Raw genomic sequence first — 18,219 nt, 5'->3', positions numbered from 1 at the left:
GACGGCGCCGCTTCCCTCATCCCGCACGCGGCGGATCAGGCGGCCGGAGCCCGGCGGGCCTCGTCGAACCGGTGCCCCGCACGCAGGCGTTCTTCCAGATACGCTCCCGACCGCATCGGCGCATAGCGCGGCGTCTCCCCTTCCCGCAGGCAGGTTGGCAGGCAGGAGACGGACGTGTCAAAATCCGGGCTGAAAAAGGTCGGAATGGAATAGCGCTCGCGTCCGGTCCGGTTGACCACGCGATGCGGCGTGGACACGTACAGATCGTTCGTCCACACCGAGAACAGATCGCCGACATTCACGACGAACGTATCCTCGATCCAGGGGGCGGCGATCCACTCCCCGTCCCGCCGGCGCACTTCCAGGCCGCCGATCGGGTCCTGGTTCAGAATGGTCAGCATGCCCAGATCGCTGTGCGGCGGAATGCCGAACTGATCGTCCGGAGACTGCGGCGGCTGTGGCGGATAATGGAACAGCCGCAGATGCATGGTCGGTTTCTTCGCCAGGGACACGAAAAACTCCGGTTCCAGATCAAGGCTCAGGGCGAACAGCCGCATCAGGCGCTCGCCGAGTTCCAGCATCGCCGCCAGATAAGGATCAACCGCCGCCTGCAGCCAGGGGTGACGCGCCGGCCAGCGATTGGGGCCATGCAGGAAGCGGCCGGCGATGACATCCGGATCGTCCGGCGGCAGGTCCAGGGAAACCTCGTAGCTTTCCTTGAGGTCCGGACGCCACGGGGCCTTATGGCTGACACCGATCGGCATGTAGCCGCGCCGGAAACGCTCGTCGATCAGATCCTGCCGCTTATCCTCCTCCGGCAGCGCGAAATATCGCCGGGAAGCGGCGAAGATGTTCTCCGTCAGCGTGCGGGGGACACCATGGCCGGCGACATAGAAGAAACCGAGCGACAGACACGCTTCCCGCAACCGGGTGGCCAGTGCCTGCTCCCCGTCCGGTGCGGAGAGATCGAGAACCGGAACCTCATCGGCGGACGCAGCACGAACGGACGGAATCATACGGAGAGTTCCTTTTCGTCGGGAGAATGAGCGGAAGAGGAAACAGGCTCAGCCACAACGTCCGCAAAATCGTAGCGGTCCGTATCGACCAGCCCGAAATCCGTGAGGCCCACGCGCGGGACCACCGGAGAACAGAAGAAACTGAGCTGGAGCAGCGGCTGATCCGTCAGCGAGCAGCCCAGCTCCGTGATCACGGCCTGTTCGACGGCCCGCAGCCCGGCCGCGACCTCCGCGAGCGGCGCCTCCGAAATCATCCCGACTACCGGCAGGGCCTGTTCGGCGATGATCCGTCCGTCCAGCGCCGCCACGTAGCCGCCGCCGATCTCCACCAGCCGCCGTAATGCGCAGGCCATATCCTCGGGCGCAACGCCTGCGACAAACGGGTCATGCGCGTTGTGGTTGATGCTCGACGCCACGGCGCCGCGCCGCAGCCCCGTCCCGTATGCAAAGCCCCGCCCGATCCTGCCGCTACCCTGATACCGGTCCAGGACCGCGAGGCTGACGACATCCTGCTCCGGATCGGGCCGGATCAGCCCGCCACGAACCGGCAGCCGCATAGGCCTGAACACTTTTTCTCCCTCGCGGGCGATCACCCGGCAGAGCACCGTTTCCTGCGCCGTTTCCAGAGGAATCAGCAGCTTTTCCGGCGCGGGTATGGAGACCCGCTCCATCGTCCGCAACGCTTCCGGCGGACAGGGGAAGGGCGGAACCGGCGTCACCAGCTCTCCGTCCCGCGCCACGACCCTTCCTGCGCGCAGAACCATCCGCACCGTGCTGAGTTCGGCATCGGTGCTCAGGATGATATCCGCCTTTTTCCCCGGCGTGACCGAGCCGTAATCCCGGTCGATCCGCATGGCCTCAGCGGAATTGATCGTCGCCATCTGGAGGGCCGTCAGCGCCGGAATACCGGACCGGATGGCCAGCCGGACGCGGTAGTCCAGGTGTCCCTCCGTCAGCAGCCGGTCCGCCGGCACGTCATCGGTGCACAGGCAGATCCGGCGGGTATCGATCCCTTCCCGCGCGATCAGCCCGGCCAGCGCCCGGAACTGATCCGGTCCGAACCGTCCCGGACGGGGCGTCAGGAAAAGATGCAGCCCGGCCCGCAGATCCTCGCACAGTTCCTCCACATCATGCGGGGTGTGGCTGTCCTCCACTCCCGCGGCGACATAGGCCGACAGTTCGCGCCCGCTCAGCCCCGGCGAGTAACCGCTGACCGTCTTGCCGAGCGCGATCGTCACATCGATCAGCCGTCGCTGCCGCGGGTCGTTCTCAAGCGTGAAACGGGGATGGATATCCCCCGCGAGACAGGCCGCTTCCGGCAGCGCGAGCAGTTCCAGGGTCCGGGCCATGGTCCACGACCCGCCCGCCGTCTCCAGCTCAGGCGGCAGTTCCGGGACCCGCGGCGCGACCCGCAGCAGCAGGCTCATGGGCACCCGCCGGCTTTCCTCCAGCCAGAGCCGGATGCCCTCCCATCCCATGATATTGCCGTATTCATGCGGATCACAGATCGCCGTCGTCACGCCGCGCGGGACCACCGCGCCGGCAAATTCCGCCAGGGTGACGGCGCAGCTCTCCGTATGCAGATGCGGGTCGATCAGGCCGGGCATGGCGAACAGGCCGGCAGCGTCGATCACCTGCTCCGGCTCCGGCCGGCCGGGATCGGAAGGTCCCAGAGCGGCAATCCGGTCTCCCAGGATCAGGATCTCGCCGTCATGAATCTCCCGGCTGAGGACATTGACGATCCGCGCATTGCGGATCGCAACGGAGGCCGGTCTGCGGCCCATGGCAACATCGACAAGCTCAGACCGTGTAATCTGCTGCCCGTTCATCAGCCCTGATCTCCGTTTACCGCCATATCAACCCGCATCGCCTCACAGACACCGCTCCGATCCCGCATTCCGGTTAAGCCCCTTGCCGGCCCGGCCCCAAACGACCAGGCCCTCAGGCCAGCCCCTGTAACAGCCCTCCATGATGGCCTCCTGTGACGCATCCCGGTGATTCCCCGCGATGACTGGTCCCGTGACTGGCCCCTTTACCGGCACCCATGACCGGCCTGTATAAGTGGCCCGTATGACCGGCCTCTGCTACCGGCCGCCGTGGCCACACCCCTGTAACCGGCCCGTCCATCCGGCCCGTCCGGCTGATCCGTCCGGCCAGACAACGCTCCGAACATCTCTCCGGACAACTCCGGAAGCCCGGCCCGCCAGGATCAGACCGCTACCGATACAATAAGACCGGGATTTTCTCCGGGAAAAGTACAAAATAATGCTATCCATGTTCTCATATGGAGAACATTCCCAGGACCATCCGGAAATGACAGCCTTCGCCGAAACCCTGATGCTCGGCGCCCCGCTGCGCTATTTCCTGGCGACAGCCAGGGCCGGATCGTTCCGGGGCGCCTCGGACCTCGTGCATATCGCCCCGTCATCGATCCTGCGTCAGATTACCCTGCTGGAAGAAAGCCTCGGCATGCCCCTGTTCGTCCGGCGCCGGGGACGCAACACCCTCGCCCTGACACGCGCCGGCGAAACCCTGCTCGAACACGCCATCCGGATTCAGGACGAAGTCACCCGCGGCCTCGGCGCCGTCCACGGGCTGAACCGGGAAACCGGAAGCCGCCTCGTCATCGGCACATCCGACGCCCTGGCCCACGACGTCCTGCCCGACATCCTTTCCGCGCTCCGCCAGGCCCATCCCGAACTCGCCTTCGACCTTCAGATCAGCGAACCCGCCGCCCTGATCCGGGATCTCGTCTCAGGCACAATCGACGTCGTCTTCGCCTACGACGTCGTCCCGCAGATCGGCGTCACCACGCTCGCCGAATTCCGTCTGCCCAGTTCCGCCGTCATGCAGCCGGATCATCCGCTCGCCGGCCGGGCGGCACTCACCCTGGCCGAATGCGGCGGCTTCCCCCTCGTCCTGCCGATGAACCCGATCTACTGGGGGCCGATCCTCAGAAAACTGCCCCGCCGCGACGACACGCCGCTGATACGCACCAATTCCTGGCTGCTCATGCGCGATCTCGTGACACGCGACAACATGATCGCCTTTCAGACAAATCCCGGCGCCCGGAACAGACATATCGATAACGGCCTGGTCTGCATCCCGCTGCGCGACCCCATGGCGAATTACAGCGTCCTCTCGGTCTGCCTGCGGGACGGCACGGAAACCACCCGCACTCCGTTCACAACCATCATCCTGAACACCATCCGCCAGCACATCCACGCCGCCCGTGAACCCTCCGATAAATAAAAAAGTTTCTGGTGAAGCTTTTTTCAAAAAGCTTCAGAGAACGACGCCTTTTTGAAAAAAAGCGGCACCCAAAAACTTTCTTTTTTATCAGCAGTTTATCGTCGGGCGCTCTCCCGATTCTGGCCGGGGCGAACAGATGACCGGGACTTAAAAACAAACACAATCAATCCATTCAGGAATATTTTTGCTCCTGCCCGACCTCTGAAACAGTCTCCGGAATCCACCGGACAACAGCCGCACCCATCACCCGAACAGCAGCGCCCGCATCACCATTTCCTGGCCGCCATCCCCGGCGAGAGCCCGCCCGCCGATCGCCGCCACCGGCACCACCGACAACGCCGAGACCAGCCACGCCGCCCGCACATCGGCAAGCCGCGCCAGAGGCACACTTCCCTCCACACAGAACCCCGCCTCCAGCAGAACCGCCCGCGACGTCCCCGGCAGCGCCCCGTCGGAAACCGGCGGCGTCAGCACCATCCCGTCCAGCAGAACCACGAGATTCGCCGCGCTCGTCTCAGCCACCACGCCGCCCGCCCCAGGCAGCAGCGCGTCATCAAACCCCGCCGCCGCCGCCTCCATCCGCGCCATCACCGACGGCAGATAGTTCAGAGACTTCACCCGCGACAGAGGCGACGCCCCGTCCCGCACATACCGGCTCACCCCCAGCCGCACCGCACCCCGCCTGGCGGCTGGCGGCGCACAGGTCAGCAGCACCGTCGGCCGCACTTCCGCCGGCGGCATCACCCCGCGCGGCCCGCAACCCCTCGTTACCGTCAGCCGCAAAGACCCGTCCCGCATCCCCGACGCCTCCACCAGCTCCTCCACCGCCTCCCGCAGCATCGACGGATCGGGACAGGGCAGCATCAGAACCGCGCACCCCTCCGCCAGCCGCGCCAGATGCCGGTCCAGCCGCGGCACCGCCCCATGCGCCAGCCACATCGTCTCAAACAGACCATCCCCCAGCAGAAACCCGCGATCCGCCGGATCGATCCGCGCCTCTCCGGCCGGCATCAGCCGCCCGTCCAGCCACACCATCCCCATCACACACCCTCCTCAAACATTTTCCGCACCACCAGACACCCCGATTTCCGGCCACGACCACCGTCCGCGATTACCGACGACGATTACCGGCCCGACGACCACTCATGATTACTGACTATAATTACCGGGCATAATTATCTGGCCGCCGCGACCCGCGCCCACTCCGATCGCCGACACAACCGATGACCTGCGCCGGTTACCGTACTCCCCGACAAACCATTCCAAAAAACACGATCTTCAGCCGGTCCCTCCGACCCTGCCGGAGCCGCTCTCTCCGCCCGCACCCGGCCGGACTCCCACTCCCGCAGACCCCGATCCACCGGGCAATACCGCATCCGGAAAGCCGACGCCTCCCGCCACGCTCCCGCCCCGTTTCCGGACAGAAATCCGGATACCGCGCCTCGCCCGTCAGGACAGTCACAAAAAATTCCTGCGACTTCCTCACCCCCGCGACGTTTCCTTCCCCATGACCCGCAAACCCGGAAACCGGAGGACCGCCGCATGCCCCGCACCCGCTCCCATACCCTCCCCGCGCCTGTCCGGTCTTCGCCCCCGACCGCTCTCGACATCGGAAAAGTCGAAAACGATCATGTCGTCTTCGAAAACTGGCGCGGCGCCGCCGACCTGCCGCAACAGGACCCGCCGGCCTTCACGCCACCCGATCAGCGAACCGGTTTCGCCATCATGGGCCTCGGCCGCCTCGCGCTCGGCGAAATCCTTCCCGCCTTCGCCGAAACCCTGCACAGCAAACCCACCGCCCTGATATCAGGACATCCGGACAAGGCCCGCGCCGTCGCGAAACAGTACGGTATCCCCGATCACGCCATCTACGACTACAGCAGCATCCGCCGCATCGCCGACAACCCGGAGATCGACGCCGTCTACATCGTCACCCCGAACGGCCTGCACCCCGAACATCTCGCCGCCGTCGTCGCAACGGGAAAACCGGTCCTGTGCGAAAAACCCATGTCAAACACACTCGAAGACGCCATCCTCATGGACACGCTCTGCCGCGAGGCCGGCGTGAAACTGATGATCGCCTATCGCTGCCAGTACGAAAAATACAACCGCGCCGTCATCGATCTCACCCAGGGCGGCCAGCTCGGCAAACCCCGTCTCATCGAGGCCACCAACACCCAGATGCAGGGTCCCGCCGATCAGTGGCGCATGAAACCCGGCATGGCCGGCGGCGGCTCCCTCCCCGATATCGGCCTCTACTGCCTCAACGGCGCCCGCAACGTCATCGGCGAGGACCCCGAGGAAGTCTTCGCCTGGACCTTCAGCCCCACCGGAGATTCACGCTATACCGATATCGACGAAACCACCGCCTTCATGCTCCGCTTCCCCTCCGGCGCCATCGCCAACTGCGCCACCAGTTACGGCGCCCACGAAAGCAAGGACATGCGCGTCCGCCTGGAAAACGGCTGGATCAGTCTGGAAAACGCCTTCGCCTATCAGGGCCAGCGCCTTTTCGTCGCCCGCCGCGACGGCGACCATGAATCCGTCAGCGAATGGCGCATCGACGCCGGCAATCAGTTCGCTCTCGAAATCGATCACTTCGCCGACTGTATCAGAAACAATCGCGAACCCCGCACCCCGGGCAGCGAGGGCATCCGCGACCAGATCCTCATGACCGCCCTCTATGAATCCGCCCGCACCGGCCGCCCCGTCCGCACCGACACCGCCCTGCGCGCCCGCGGCCTCACCCCGAAAACCGTCTCTTAGGGACTGTTTTCAAAAGCCTGCTGTAAATTACAAAAAAGTTTCTGGTGAAGCTTTTTTCAAAAAGCTTCAGAAGACGCTGCCTTTTTGAAAAAAGGCGGCACCCAAAAACTTTTATTACTTTATCAAAGATTTGTCGTGGTGTGCCTTTTGAATCTGGCTGAGACGAGCAGAGGTTCGGGACGTAAAAAACACAGTATCATCAGTTTATTATGAAACCTTCTGTGCATTTCAGGCTTTCCGGAACAGTCTCTCAGAAACCGCATCCCGAAAGAGATCACAGTCCCTAATATTTTAACAAACCGGGATCAAAGGGACCACGTCCCTTTGTGGGGTTCGGGGCAAAGCCCCGAAAAACCACCGCACCTGCATTTTCAAAACATACTGACGCCATAAAAAACCTCGCAATGCCTCACGATGAAAGTCCCCCCATGAAAGCCGGCTGGTTCCTCCTCGCCATCCTCGCCGGACTGACCAACCCGCTCCAGTCCGCCGCGAATTCCGGCTTCAGCAAAGCCGCCGGACCGGCCCTCGCCCTCATCGTGCTCTACGCCACCGCCATCGCCACACTCGCCTGCGCGCTTCCCTTCTTCCCACACGCCGGCTCCGCCCCCGTCACCGCCCGCCTCGCGAAAGTCCCCTGGTGGGCCTGGACCGGCGGCGCCCTCAACGCCACTTTCGCCCTCTGCGCCACACTCGCCACAAGACAGATCGGCTCCGCCAGCTTCACCGTCACCGTACTCGTCTGCGCCGTCATCCTCTCCGTCGCACTCGACCATTTCGGCCTGCTCGGCCTCGAACAGCACCGCGCCTCATGGCCCCGCATCGCCGGCAGCCTCATGGCCATCGCCGGCGTCATCCTCATCAGCCGGACCTGATCCGCCGGAGAAAACTCCCGCTCAGCCCGATGACTTTCCAATCTCCTCAAACCGCACATTCTGAACCGGATACAGCGCCCAGTCCTTATAATCGAAATGCCACCACTCCTCAGGAATCAGCAGAAATCCTTCCGCCATCATGGCCTTTTTCAGAACCTCCCGCGCCGCCCGCTCAGCCGGCGTCCCACCCGGATAGTCGGACCAGGCCCGCTCTGTCATCTCGTCATACCCGCTGGGCATCGACACAGGCTCCCCGGTCCGCAGATCGTAAAGCGTCAGATCAACCGCGCATCCACGATTATGCATCGATCCCGGCTGAGGATTCGCCACATAATGATGCTTGTCCGCCGGCGTCGCGTCCCAGAACAGCTTCGTCACATACCAGGGCCGGTACGCATCATAGATCAGCAGCCCATACCCCTGCGCCCGCAACGCCCCGAGCACCCGCACCAGCGCCTCAGCCGCCGGCCGCTCCAGAAACGCATGCGAAGACGAATAAACCGGTGTGCCCAGAAAATTCCGCGTCGTCGCATACCGCACATCAAACCGGAAATCCGGCGACAGCGACGCCAGATCGACAAGATCCGGCACCCGCAGCCCTTCCTTCTGCACCGGCGGCTCAGCCGCAAGCGCCTCCTTCATCAGCTCCGCAACAGGACGCACCGGCGTCACCCGAAAAACCTTCGCCACATTACTCTCCTGCGCCAGAGCAACATTCCCCTGAACAACACCTCCCAGAAACAAACCGGCCGTCAGCACAAACACCGGAAATCGTAATGTCATCTGAATAATCCTGATCCGCCAGATTGTTACCCTATCGCATTTATCAGCAACACGAAAACTCAGCTTCCGCCCCCGAACACCCTCAGCAGCGGCGCAACCTTCAGCATCATCTCGTCATATTCCCGCTCCGGGTCAGAGAGAAACGTAATCCCGCCCCCGGCCCCGATCTCCAGCCGGTCGCCCGCCCGCGCAATGCTGCGGATCACCACCGAACTGTCCAGCGCCCCGTCCCGCCCGATCCGGAACACGCTCCCGCAATACGCCCCCCGCGCCGATCCCTCGACCGCATCGATAATCTCCATCGCCCGCCGTTTCGGCGCCCCCGTCACCGATCCCGGCGGCAGCGTCGCCCGCAGCAGATCCACCGCATCCAGCCCGCCCCGCAGCCTCCCCCGCACACAGGACACAAGATGATGCAGATGCGTAAACCGCTCCACCGCACATAACTGCGGCACCGAAACCGACCCGATCTCGCACACACGCCCGATATCGTTGCGCATCAGATCCGTAATCATCAGGTTCTCGGCATTCTCTTTCTCATCCGCAGCAAGAGCCGCCACAAACGCCGCCGCCTCGCGTTCATCGTTCCCGGGAGGCGCCGTCCCCTTGATCGGCCGCGTCTCGACCCCCCCCTCCGCCGACATCGAGACAAACCGCTCCACCGACGCGCTCAGCAGAGAAAACCCCGGCGTCCGCAGATACGCCCCGAACGGCGCCGGCGACCCCCGCCGCAACGCCCGATAAGCCGCCCCCTCATCAAACCCGCCCGGCACAGCCGCACGCCAGCGCATCGTCAGATTGGCCTGAAAAATATCCCCCGCCTCAATAAACCGGATCACCTCCCGCACCGCCTCAAGCCAGGCGCCACGCTCCATATCCGGCCGGAACACAACCTCCGGCACAGCCGCGCCTGCTCCACCCACGCCCCGCAGATCCGGCGCCGCAAGCCCACGCCCGCTCACCCACCAGAGCCTGCGCTCCAGCCGGTCGAAAACCAGCGCCTCCTCATAAGAGGCCGCCACAGCCTCCGGCCCCGCTACCAGGTGCCGCGAGACCACTCCCTCCAGCCGCATCCCCGCCTCATAAGACGCCAGCCCGATCACCCCACCCGAAAACGGCCCATCCGGAGCCCCGCTCCGTTCCGATCGCCGCATGTCCCGCAGATGCCCCCACACATCCCCCGGAACCGCCTCCCCGTTCCGCCACACCGCCCCGCCCCGGCACAGCAGCGTCTCCACCGGCCACGGACACAGAAACGACCACCGCGCCCGCTCCCCCGCCGCATCTCCGCCACTGTCGAGAAACGCTACCCACGGCTCTCCTGCGAACGCCGCAAGCGCACGCCCGGGCGCCACCCAGTCCAGTTCCTCCACCCGCAGCCCGGCAACCATCCCGAAGACACACCCGCCCTTCCGTTTCCGGCATCCTCATAAAGCCTCACACCACGCGAGACCATCACGTCACCCGCCGGCAGCATGACACCAGAGGGGCCTTACCTCAGACCTTCTCCCCCGTGTCCGGATCGCCGGAAACCGCCGCACCGGACGCCCGCATCCCGCTATGCCGGAGCGCCCCCGGAAGCGACAGACAGACCAGCAGCACCGCGAGCAGCAACAGAAAAAAGGCCGACCACCATCCGTAGAGAAACGCACCGACGATGCCGCCGGTCGTGAAAGACACAACGATCGCACCATGCAGCCACAGCCGCTCCCGTGTCCGCGCAAGCGACCCCGCATCGACGCGATGGACAAAGGAATCGAACCAGTCCGCCAGTTCGATCCCCACATCGGTCAGCATCCCCGTCATGTGCGTCGTCCGCACCCGCGCCCCCGATATGCGCGTGACCGTGGCGTTCTGCAGCCCCATCAGAAAGCTCAGCCCATAAGCCAGCGCCGGCCCGCGCGGCGTCGCCGGCAGCAGCATATCCACCAGCCCCAGCGCGCCAAGCAGACAGGCCTCCAGCAGAATGCTCCAGGCGTAAATGGACGGCAGACCCCGCCTGCGCCCGGCATTGACCAGCACGGTGGACAGCACCGCACCCGCCACAAAGGCGCCGATCAGGCCAAGACAGGACGCCACCAGACCGAAACGCCCCTCATGCAGCCCCGTCGCCAGAGCGGACACATTGCCGGTCATGTTGGCGGAATAATAACCAACCTCCAGAAAGCCCGCGGCATTGACCGCCCCGGCAATCGCGGCAAGCGAACAGCCGAGACGGCGATCGATCACCGCGTTCCGTTCGGCCCCTTCATGAACGAGCACTCCGCCCTCCTGTTCCCCTCTGGCACGCCCTCTATGGCACGCCTCCGGTGTCATGACCCGGATGTCATACCCCGGCGCCACGCCGATGCACCGCCATCCAGGCGCACCGTCCCGCCGGAACGCAGGCTCTTCCGGTTGCCCGCCGGACCTGCCCCGCCAGCCTCACAATGAACCATGACACCGCCTGAAACAAAGGCAGCCCGTCCCGGACGATGACCCGGACGATCACAGACCCGCCCCTGTCAGATTACCGTGACCACCGGACCCCGGCGCTCGCCGCACGGACAGTTCCGTCTATACTCACCCTCCAGCAAATCTCTGAGGCAGAAAACGGAGCCATCCCGTCATGGAGCAGACAAAACCGGAACCGCCGCCCGCGCACAGTCCGGTGTCCGCCGCCCAGCAGTTCATTCATGACGCCTCGGAGCCGCCACCCGTCCGGACGGGCATGAGCCATCATGTCTTCGAAAACCTGGTCAGCCGCACAGCCGGCATCCCGAAAGTGGCGACAGCCGTCGTCTGGCCGCGTGAGACCCACGCCCTCGAAGGTGCCCTGTCCGCCGCCGCGCACGGTCTCATTCATCCCGTCCTCATCGGCCGGGCCGCCGAAATCAGGGAGACCGCGAAAACCGCCGGTCTGGACCTCGCGGACAGCGAGATCGTCGACGTGCCGGATGACGTGGAAGCCGCCGTGAAAGCCGTCGCAATGGCCCGCGACGGACGCGTGCAGAGCGTGATGAAAGGCAGCCTGCACACGGACATCCTGATGCGCGCCGTCGTCTCCGCCGAAGGCGGCCTGCGGACCGGGCGCCGCATCAGCCACGTCTTCCTGCTCGCCTCCCCCCGTTATGACGATCTTCTCTTCGTCACCGACGCCGCCATCAACATTTTTCCCGACCTCGATACAAAGCGGGACATCACCCAGAACGCCATCGATCTCCATGTCGGCCTCGGTCTGGGCGCGCCCCGCGTCGCGATCCTTTCCGCCGTCGAGATCATCAACAGCAAACTCCCCAGCACCGTCGACGCCGCCAGCCTGTGCAAGATGGCGGAACGCGGCCAGATCACAGGCGGCGTGCTGGACGGCCCACTCGCCATGGATAACGCCATCGACCCCGAAGCCGCCCGGATCAAAGGCATCGCCTCGCCCGTCGCCGGCCGCGCGCAGATCCTCGTCGTCCCGGATCTCGAAGCCGGAAACATGCTGGCCAAGAACCTGATCTTCATGGGCGGCGCCGCCTCCGCCGGCATCGTGCTCGGCGCCCGCGTCCCGGTCATTCTCACCAGCCGCGCCGACAGCGTCCAGGACCGGCTCACCTCAGCGGCAATCGGCGCGCTCTACGCACACCATATCGCGGCCATCATGCACGATATAAAGTAAGAACCTGTTTCAAACGCCTCAAAGAGATAAAAAATAAAAGTTTTTGGGTGCCGCCTTTTTTCAAAAAGGCGGCGTCATTGAAGCTTTTTGAAAAAAGCTTCACCAAAAACTTCTTTATGATTTATCAGGATACTGCGCGAAAAAGCTTCTGAAACCGTCTCTGAGCACGGAAAACAGCCATTCCTTCGGTGAATTCCCTGACAGAAACGAACCGCCTCCTACCGCATCGCAAACAGTAACCGGACCACTGAAGAACTGCACCAGAGCGTATCGTCAGTCAGCGCGCAACGTATCCGGGATCTGAACTTTCCCACATGATATGATGTTTTCTCCCTGATTTTCAGGGGATATGCGGATCAGAAACAAAACCGGCCAGATGACGACACGCCGCGTCAAACTTTCCGCTCCCGCCGGCGTTCAGTCCGGATAACACCATTTTCGGAACGGGCTCCAGGTGACGCAGAGCGTCGCAACACCGGCGCCGCGCAACAGGCCGCCCCGCTCCGCCGATCATGGAGGTCATCATGGCTTACAAAACAGTCAATCCCTATACCAACGAAACCACGGCGACATTTCCCGATCTCAAAGACACCGAACTGTCGACATGTCTCGATCGGGCACAGTCCACATACGAAAACTGGTCCACGACCTCCTTCGCGGACCGCCGCACCATCGTAAAAAAAGCCGCACAGCTCCTCCGTGAACAGACAGACGATTACGCCCGCCTGCTCACACTGGAAATGGGCAAGCTGTTTCGCGAAAGTCAGGCCGAAGTCGAGCTGTCCGCATCGATTCTCGATTATTACGCGGATCACGCGGAGGAATTCCTCGCCCCGCAGAAAGTGGACGACCTCGCCGGACGAGGCGACCAGGCGATGATCATCAGCCAGCCCATGGGCATCGTCCTGGCGATCGAACCCTGGAACTTCCCTTATTATCAGCTCGCCCGCGTCGTGGGGCCACAGTTCATGGCCGGCAACGCGGTCATGGTCAAACACGCCTCGAACGTTCCGCAATCCGCCGCCGCGTTCGAGCGCCTGTTTCTCTCCGCCGGCGCTCCCGAAGGCCTCTACACCAACCTCTACGCGACCCACGAACAGCTCGAACGCCTGATCGATGACCCGCGTATCGTCGGGGTCGCCCTCACCGGCAGCGAAGGCGCAGGCGCTAAAATCGCCGCCCGGGCCGGAATGAATCTGAAAAAGACCACGATGGAACTCGGCGGCAGCGACGCGTTCATCGTCCTGTCCGACGCCGATATGGATCAGGCCGTTAAATGGGCGGTCTGGGGCCGGATGAATAACGGGGGCCAGTGCTGCGTCGCATCGAAACGGATCATCGTCATGGATGATATCGCCGATGAGTTTCTCTCCCGCTTTCAGCAGGCTCTCGAAAAAATGCGTCCCGGAGACCCGATGGACGACGCAACGGAAGTCCCCCCGATGTCATCGCAGGCCGCCGCAGACCAGCTCAGAAAGCAGGTGGAAGAGGCCGTTCAGCACGGCGCGAAGGCTCTGAAAGCCGGCCCCGTGCCCCCCGCTCAGGGCGCCTTCATGCAAACGACGATCCTTACCGACCTGAAACCGGACAACCCGGTCTACCATCAGGAACTGTTCGGTCCCGTCGCCATGTTCTTCCGTGTCAGCGATGAAGACGAAGCAATACGGATCGCCAATGATAGCCCCTTCGGCCTGGGCGGCTCGGTCTTCACCCGCGACACCGCCCACGGCGCGGAAGTGGCCGCACGGATCGAAACCGGCATGGTCTTCATCAACCACCCGACCTGGACCCGCGCCGATCTTCCTTTTGGCGGCATCAAACGATCCGGTTACGGGCGGGAACTGTCCTCACTGGGAATACAGGAATTCGTCAACAAAAAGCTGATCGACATCGTCCCGGTCAATGCCGCCGCCTGAGCGGCATCCTTTTCGATACGGAGTGCCGGATAAATCACCTTCCGTCACCACAACCAGGAGACTGTTCCAAAAACCTTCCCGTGAAACCTCCTGTAAATTAAAAAGAAGTTTTTGGTGAAGCTTTTTTCAAAAAGCTTCAGAAGACGCCGCCTTTTTGAAAAAAGGCGGCACCCAAAAACTTCTGTTTATTATTCCACCCCGTTGTTACGGAACAGTCTCTGAGAGAAAGACCGCGGCGACGTTCTGCCGGACGATGCAAAAAATGCCCTGCCGTGTCGCTTTCTCTCATACGTCTTTTCCCTTGTACGGAAAAGACGATGAAACATGACAGCAAAAAAATGCCATCCTCTCCGGTGACGTCAAAGCAGCAGACCAGACGCGTCCGGTGGAGACCCTGAGCGATACGAAAGCGCGGCCACGGAAGACTATCCCTGATCCGCTCCCACTGACTGTCACTCAACTCACCCGAACGTCTCCGGCCACCTCTCAACATAGCAGGAAGCAGAAATCACCGATTGCCCGACAGCACAAAGCCGGATTCAGGCTGGCCTGACTGACAACACGCTGTAAACTGCGGGCAATGGACACCCTGAGTAAAATAAGCACGCTTCTTCGCACCGATCCGCTGCGCTGGCGTCTTCTCGGAGCAGTCCGGTCACTGAACCTCCCCGATTGCTGGATCGGCGCGGGTTTTGTCAGAAATGCGGTCTGGGACCACCTGCACCGACGCCCGGCGTCCTCCCCCGGAAGCGACATCGATGTGATCTGGTTCGATCCGGATCGCACAGACCCCGAAGAAGACCGCCGTCTCGAAGCAGTCCTTCAGGCAAAAGAGCTCTCCGTTTCATGGTCCGTCAAAAACCAGGCGAGGATGCATGAACGAAACGGCGACCTCCCCTACCTGTCAGCCGTCGACGCCATGCGATACTGGCCCGAAACCGCAACCGCCATCGCAGCACGACGTGACGCCAGCGACCACTGCCAGATCGCCGCGCCATTCGGAGCGGCCGATCTGCTGAACCTGATTCTGCGCCCGACACCACATTTTTCCTGCGAGAAGAAGAGCATTTACAGAACCCGGTTACGCGACAAAGGATGGACATCCACCTGGCCCCTGCTCCGCGACGCCGGAAGATGACGCTAACAGAAAATCAGTACGGACTCTGCCCGGATATACCAATATACCCAGGCTCCGAAAACCTTCCCACGAAACCACGTGTAAATTACAAAAAAGTTTTTGGTGAAGCTTTTTCCAAAAAGCTTCAGAAGACGCCGCCTTTTTGAAAAAAGGCGGCACCCAAAAACTTTTATTGTTTTTCCAAAGATTTATCCCGCAGTGCGCTCTGATCCCGGCTGAAGCGAACAGCCGACCGGGACTCAAAAACCCATAACATCATCAGTTTTCTATCAGAATCTTTGTGCATTTAAGGCTTCTGAAACAGCCTCTTATATTTAACCAACCCGGTCAGCCCGTCTTCTCCGCCTCATCCGGCCACAGAAACGACAGCGCCGCCAGAACCGGGACCGGGAACAGAAAAAAGCCCGATGTCGCATGCCGCACCGGAACGGAGAGAAAAGCCCCGGCGATACAGCTTCCCCAGGCGAGGCCAGGCAACGCGGACGCCAGGGAAAAAGCAGGCTTTCCGTTTTTCAGACCGCAGAGAAAACCGGCAATATTGTCGGCAAATTTCACAATATTGTTTGTCACGACAATCGTCTGGACAGACACCCCGGAAAAGCGCGAAAGAACCTCCCCCTGCATCGCCATGGCGACCGTGAGAAAAAGCGTTTCCAGCGTGGAACCGGTCCGGACGGAATGAGACCAGTGCACGAACTGGGCAAGAACCAGCAACCCCGCAATCCACAGCCATTCATGCCGATATGCCCGCAGGGACCGGCGCAGAAGACTGGCCGCAAAAGCGCCAGTGAAAAACAGACCCAGCACCGTCCCGACAACAGCAGCCCGGGACCAGTTTCGTTCCGCGAGAACAACGCCGAATGTCGTCGAATTGCCGGTCATGGCGGCACTGAAAATGCCGTGAAGCTCCACATACCCCACGGCATCGACATAACCGGCCACCAGCCCCAGCGCGATCACGCGCAGGGCCGAACGCGCCAGAGGAGTCATCAGACGATAAGCGGTTTGTCCTGACGCAGTTTCGACAGCGTCTCATCATCGAGATTGAGATGCTCTTTCACCATCTGACGCGGCGACAGCCCCAGCCACTGATTGGCCGAGAAATCGGCGAAATGGTCGCTCTTGAAAGCCTCCAGAAAAACCATCGGCTCATCGCCAATGTTTTCCAGATAATGCCCCATCCCGAGTGGCACATACCCCACATCGCCCGCACAGTAATCGAACGTCCGCGCCTTGCCGCCTGATGCGAAAACCGTCATACGCGCCCGGCCACGCACGAAATACTGCCACTCGTCATTGTTCGGATGCCAGTGCAGCTCACGCATCCGCCCCGGCTCGACAACATTGATCGCCGCCGCAATGGTCGAGGCTGCCGGAAAATTGCGTGAATCCACAACCCGCACGGTCCCGCCAGCCGCTTTCGCAGGCTCCTGCTTCAGAAAACGATGCGTATACCGGATCGGCGACGGCCCCTGCGGACATTTGATCGCATCTTCCTTCGCAACCGTCGGTTCGGTTCCGCTGAAGATCCACCGGGTCTTTTCAACATCCGTCGGCAGATTGGCAAAAGCGGATTCCGGCACGCCGAAATTCTTCGCCAGAATATGCCGCGGCGTATGCGCGAACCAGTCGCTGATCAGAAACGTCTCGTTTTCGGAAAAATTGGCGTCATCAAAGACAAGAAGGAACTCGCAGCCCTCATTGCCAAGCCCCTGAATGGAATGCGGAATCCCGGCCGGAAAATTCCAGATATCCCCGGCCTCGACATCATCCACAAAAGGATGTCCGCTGGTATCCAGCGCCGTCACCCGCGCCTTCCCCGCAATCATGAAGCCCCATTCAGCTTCCTTGTGATAATGCAGCTCACGGTACCCGCCCGGCTTGAGCCGCATGTTCACCCCCGCCAGCGTCGTGGCCGCCGGCAGCTCGCGGATGGTGATCTCCCGCGCCCAGCCTCCGGAGCCCAGACGATTCCGCGCGTCGGCATAAGAGAATTTCAGATTGGGAATGGTTCCGGCATCCGTGTCCGGAGAGGCCAGAAGATCCGGAACCTCACGTTCACGAGGAAGATTGCGCGGCCCGAGAATGGAAGCCCCCCTGTCGCCACGGATCGGCTCGGGAGCTTCGGATTTTGAGTCGTGCCAGGGAAGATCGGTCATCATGTGTCTCCTGATCTGCATCCGCTGAAAACTATGACAAAGTATGTCCAGATGGAGACAGGGACCATTGATCCTCGTCAAGACACAGAATTTTACAGGCACTCCTCACAGTAAAGTGACAACGATACAGCCTCATGCCTCCAGGTGTTCACCCGGCAGCCGCCTCATCCGCCCTGCACCCGCTCCGCTCAGCCCGCACCCGGCTCACCGCGCGCTCCAGCGCATACCCTATCGACCGGTACCCCGTGCACCGGCAGATATTCCCCGCCAGAACCACCGGAATCTCGCCGGCCTCCGGATCGTCCCCGATCAGAAACGGCAGCGCCGCCATGATGAACCCCGGCGCGCAATACCCGCACTGAAACGCCGTATGCGCGATCATCTCTTCCTGCAGAATCCGCCCCTCCGGATACCGCCCGATCCCCTCCAGCGTAACAATCTCCGTATCCCGGCCATCCAGACGCCACATCCGGATCAGACACGCATTCACCGCCTCCCCGTCCAGAAGCACCATGCAGCCCCCGCAGCGTCCGACCCGGCAGGCCGGCCGGCACGACACCGCCCCGCATGCCCCGCGCAGAAAATCCACCAGCGACATGTCCGGATCGTCCGGCTCCGGCGCCACAACCCCGTTGACCAGAAGCGTCATCGCAAAATCTCTGAATTTATCA

General features: G+C 62.4%; 17 protein-coding genes. 6 read left to right on the top strand and 11 right to left on the bottom strand.

The features are described from left to right. Positions 1 to 35: 35 nt before the first annotated feature. Both GOB93_RS01280 and GOB93_RS01275 read right to left on the bottom strand, forming a co-directional pair. Positions 36 to 1,016: an isopenicillin N synthase family dioxygenase gene (locus tag GOB93_RS01280; RefSeq protein WP_173581707.1), complete on the bottom strand. Its 981-nt coding sequence runs from the start codon at positions 1,014 to 1,016 to the stop codon at positions 36 to 38. Further along, positions 1,013 to 2,845 carry an adenine deaminase C-terminal domain-containing protein gene (locus GOB93_RS01275; protein WP_173581706.1) on the bottom strand — a complete coding sequence of 611 codons (1,833 nt, stop codon included), beginning with the start codon at positions 2,843 to 2,845 and terminating at the stop codon, positions 1,013 to 1,015. Before GOB93_RS01275 ends, GOB93_RS01280 begins: the two co-directional genes overlap by 4 nt. Before the next feature lie 484 nt (positions 2,846 to 3,329). On the opposite strand from GOB93_RS01275, the gene GOB93_RS01270 reads away from it, so the two are divergent. Then, a complete protein-coding gene (locus GOB93_RS01270; RefSeq protein ID WP_173581705.1) occupies positions 3,330 to 4,268 on the top strand; it encodes a LysR family transcriptional regulator in 939 nt (312 codons plus the stop codon). Between the two features lie 243 nt (positions 4,269 to 4,511). Here the strand turns inward: GOB93_RS01270 and GOB93_RS01265 are convergent, their stop codons facing one another. Next, positions 4,512 to 5,309 (bottom strand): aminotransferase class IV, encoded by a 798-nt coding sequence (locus tag GOB93_RS01265; RefSeq protein WP_173581745.1) that lies wholly within the window; start codon positions 5,307 to 5,309, stop codon positions 4,512 to 4,514. Positions 5,310 to 5,810: 501 nt separating this feature from the next. Between GOB93_RS01265 and GOB93_RS01260 the strand changes: the two genes are divergently transcribed. After that, a complete protein-coding gene (locus tag GOB93_RS01260; protein WP_173581704.1) occupies positions 5,811 to 7,034 on the top strand; it encodes a Gfo/Idh/MocA family protein in 1,224 nt (407 codons plus the stop codon). A 428-nt stretch (positions 7,035 to 7,462) separates the two neighbouring features. Continuing rightward, positions 7,463 to 7,909 (top strand): DMT family transporter, encoded by a 447-nt coding sequence (locus GOB93_RS01255; protein ID WP_173581703.1) that lies wholly within the window; start codon positions 7,463 to 7,465, stop codon positions 7,907 to 7,909. Between the two features lie 21 nt (positions 7,910 to 7,930). Here the strand turns inward: GOB93_RS01255 and GOB93_RS01250 are convergent, their stop codons facing one another. From GOB93_RS01250 to GOB93_RS01235, 4 genes are all read right to left on the bottom strand, one after another. Beyond that, a complete protein-coding gene (locus GOB93_RS01250) occupies positions 7,931 to 8,692 on the bottom strand; it encodes a M15 family metallopeptidase (protein WP_173581702.1) in 762 nt (253 codons plus the stop codon). A 59-nt stretch (positions 8,693 to 8,751) separates the two neighbouring features. Continuing rightward, positions 8,752 to 10,083: an anthranilate synthase component I family protein gene (locus GOB93_RS01245; RefSeq protein ID WP_173581701.1), complete on the bottom strand. Its 1,332-nt coding sequence runs from the start codon at positions 10,081 to 10,083 to the stop codon at positions 8,752 to 8,754. Positions 10,084 to 10,189: 106 nt separating this feature from the next. Beyond that, positions 10,190 to 10,954 (bottom strand): DUF1275 family protein, encoded by a 765-nt coding sequence (locus GOB93_RS01240; RefSeq protein WP_173581700.1) that lies wholly within the window; start codon positions 10,952 to 10,954, stop codon positions 10,190 to 10,192. A gap of 64 nt (positions 10,955 to 11,018) precedes the next feature. Then, positions 11,019 to 11,183 (bottom strand): hypothetical protein, encoded by a 165-nt coding sequence (locus GOB93_RS01235; protein WP_173581699.1) that lies wholly within the window; start codon positions 11,181 to 11,183, stop codon positions 11,019 to 11,021. A gap of 117 nt (positions 11,184 to 11,300) precedes the next feature. Here GOB93_RS01235 and GOB93_RS01230 point away from each other — a divergent pair, with 117 nt between their 5' ends. Both GOB93_RS01230 and GOB93_RS01225 read left to right on the top strand, forming a co-directional pair. After that, positions 11,301 to 12,335, top strand: a complete 1,035-nt coding sequence (locus GOB93_RS01230; protein WP_173581698.1) for a bifunctional enoyl-CoA hydratase/phosphate acetyltransferase — start codon at positions 11,301 to 11,303, stop codon at positions 12,333 to 12,335. 524 nt (positions 12,336 to 12,859) lie between these two features. Next, entirely contained in the window at positions 12,860 to 14,251 is a 1,392-nt protein-coding gene (locus GOB93_RS01225) for an NAD-dependent succinate-semialdehyde dehydrogenase (protein WP_173581697.1), read from the top strand. A 136-nt stretch (positions 14,252 to 14,387) separates the two neighbouring features. Here GOB93_RS01225 and GOB93_RS01220 read toward each other — a convergent pair whose 3' ends face one another. Further along, the gene (locus tag GOB93_RS01220) at positions 14,388 to 14,711 is read right to left on the bottom strand and encodes a hypothetical protein (protein ID WP_173581696.1); all 324 of its coding nucleotides are present in this window, start codon (positions 14,709 to 14,711) and stop codon (positions 14,388 to 14,390) included. Between the two features lie 120 nt (positions 14,712 to 14,831). Here GOB93_RS01220 and GOB93_RS01215 point away from each other — a divergent pair, with 120 nt between their 5' ends. Next, positions 14,832 to 15,389, top strand: coding sequence for a nucleotidyltransferase family protein (locus tag GOB93_RS01215; RefSeq protein WP_173581695.1), 558 nt, complete (start codon positions 14,832 to 14,834; stop codon positions 15,387 to 15,389). 327 nt (positions 15,390 to 15,716) lie between these two features. Here the strand turns inward: GOB93_RS01215 and GOB93_RS01210 are convergent, their stop codons facing one another. From GOB93_RS01210 to GOB93_RS01200, 3 genes are all read right to left on the bottom strand, one after another. Then, positions 15,717 to 16,379 carry a YoaK family protein gene (locus GOB93_RS01210; protein ID WP_173581694.1) on the bottom strand — a complete coding sequence of 221 codons (663 nt, stop codon included), beginning with the start codon at positions 16,377 to 16,379 and terminating at the stop codon, positions 15,717 to 15,719. Further along, complete coding sequence (locus GOB93_RS01205; RefSeq protein WP_173581693.1) at positions 16,379 to 17,551, bottom strand: oxalate decarboxylase family bicupin; 1,173 nt, start codon at positions 17,549 to 17,551, stop codon at positions 16,379 to 16,381. Before GOB93_RS01205 ends, GOB93_RS01210 begins: the two co-directional genes overlap by 1 nt. A gap of 145 nt (positions 17,552 to 17,696) precedes the next feature. Continuing rightward, positions 17,697 to 18,197, bottom strand: a complete 501-nt coding sequence (locus GOB93_RS01200) for a (2Fe-2S)-binding protein (protein WP_173581692.1) — start codon at positions 18,195 to 18,197, stop codon at positions 17,697 to 17,699. Positions 18,198 to 18,219: the final 22 nt, after the last annotated feature.

Source organism: Acetobacter musti (assembly GCF_011516835.1).
In the GTDB taxonomy this organism is placed as follows: domain Bacteria; phylum Pseudomonadota; class Alphaproteobacteria; order Acetobacterales; family Acetobacteraceae; genus Acetobacter; species Acetobacter musti.
This window is presented reverse-complemented; position numbering and strand designations above follow the sequence as displayed.

What these genes read in the sequence shown, in the direction of transcription:
- GOB93_RS01270 (WP_173581705.1), top strand. Translation starts at nt 3,330, where the DNA reads ATGACAGCCTTCGCCGAAACCCTGATGCTCGGCGCCCCGCTGCGCTAT.
- GOB93_RS01200 (WP_173581692.1), bottom strand. Translation starts at nt 18,197, where the DNA reads ATGACGCTTCTGGTCAACGGGGTTGTGGCGCCGGAGCCGGACGATCCG.
- GOB93_RS01260 (WP_173581704.1), top strand. Translation starts at nt 5,811, where the DNA reads ATGCCCCGCACCCGCTCCCATACCCTCCCCGCGCCTGTCCGGTCTTCG.
- GOB93_RS01280 (WP_173581707.1), bottom strand. Translation starts at nt 1,016, where the DNA reads ATGATTCCGTCCGTTCGTGCTGCGTCCGCCGATGAGGTTCCGGTTCTC.
- GOB93_RS01225 (WP_173581697.1), top strand. Translation starts at nt 12,860, where the DNA reads ATGGCTTACAAAACAGTCAATCCCTATACCAACGAAACCACGGCGACA.
- GOB93_RS01250 (WP_173581702.1), bottom strand. Translation starts at nt 8,692, where the DNA reads ATGACATTACGATTTCCGGTGTTTGTGCTGACGGCCGGTTTGTTTCTG.
- GOB93_RS01245 (WP_173581701.1), bottom strand. Translation starts at nt 10,083, where the DNA reads ATGGTTGCCGGGCTGCGGGTGGAGGAACTGGACTGGGTGGCGCCCGGG.
- GOB93_RS01265 (WP_173581745.1), bottom strand. Translation starts at nt 5,309, where the DNA reads ATGGGGATGGTGTGGCTGGACGGGCGGCTGATGCCGGCCGGAGAGGCG.
- GOB93_RS01230 (WP_173581698.1), top strand. Translation starts at nt 11,301, where the DNA reads ATGGAGCAGACAAAACCGGAACCGCCGCCCGCGCACAGTCCGGTGTCC.
- GOB93_RS01210 (WP_173581694.1), bottom strand. Translation starts at nt 16,379, where the DNA reads ATGACTCCTCTGGCGCGTTCGGCCCTGCGCGTGATCGCGCTGGGGCTG.
- GOB93_RS01275 (WP_173581706.1), bottom strand. Translation starts at nt 2,845, where the DNA reads ATGAACGGGCAGCAGATTACACGGTCTGAGCTTGTCGATGTTGCCATG.
- GOB93_RS01215 (WP_173581695.1), top strand. Translation starts at nt 14,832, where the DNA reads ATGGACACCCTGAGTAAAATAAGCACGCTTCTTCGCACCGATCCGCTG.
- GOB93_RS01255 (WP_173581703.1), top strand. Translation starts at nt 7,463, where the DNA reads ATGAAAGCCGGCTGGTTCCTCCTCGCCATCCTCGCCGGACTGACCAAC.
- GOB93_RS01205 (WP_173581693.1), bottom strand. Translation starts at nt 17,551, where the DNA reads ATGATGACCGATCTTCCCTGGCACGACTCAAAATCCGAAGCTCCCGAG.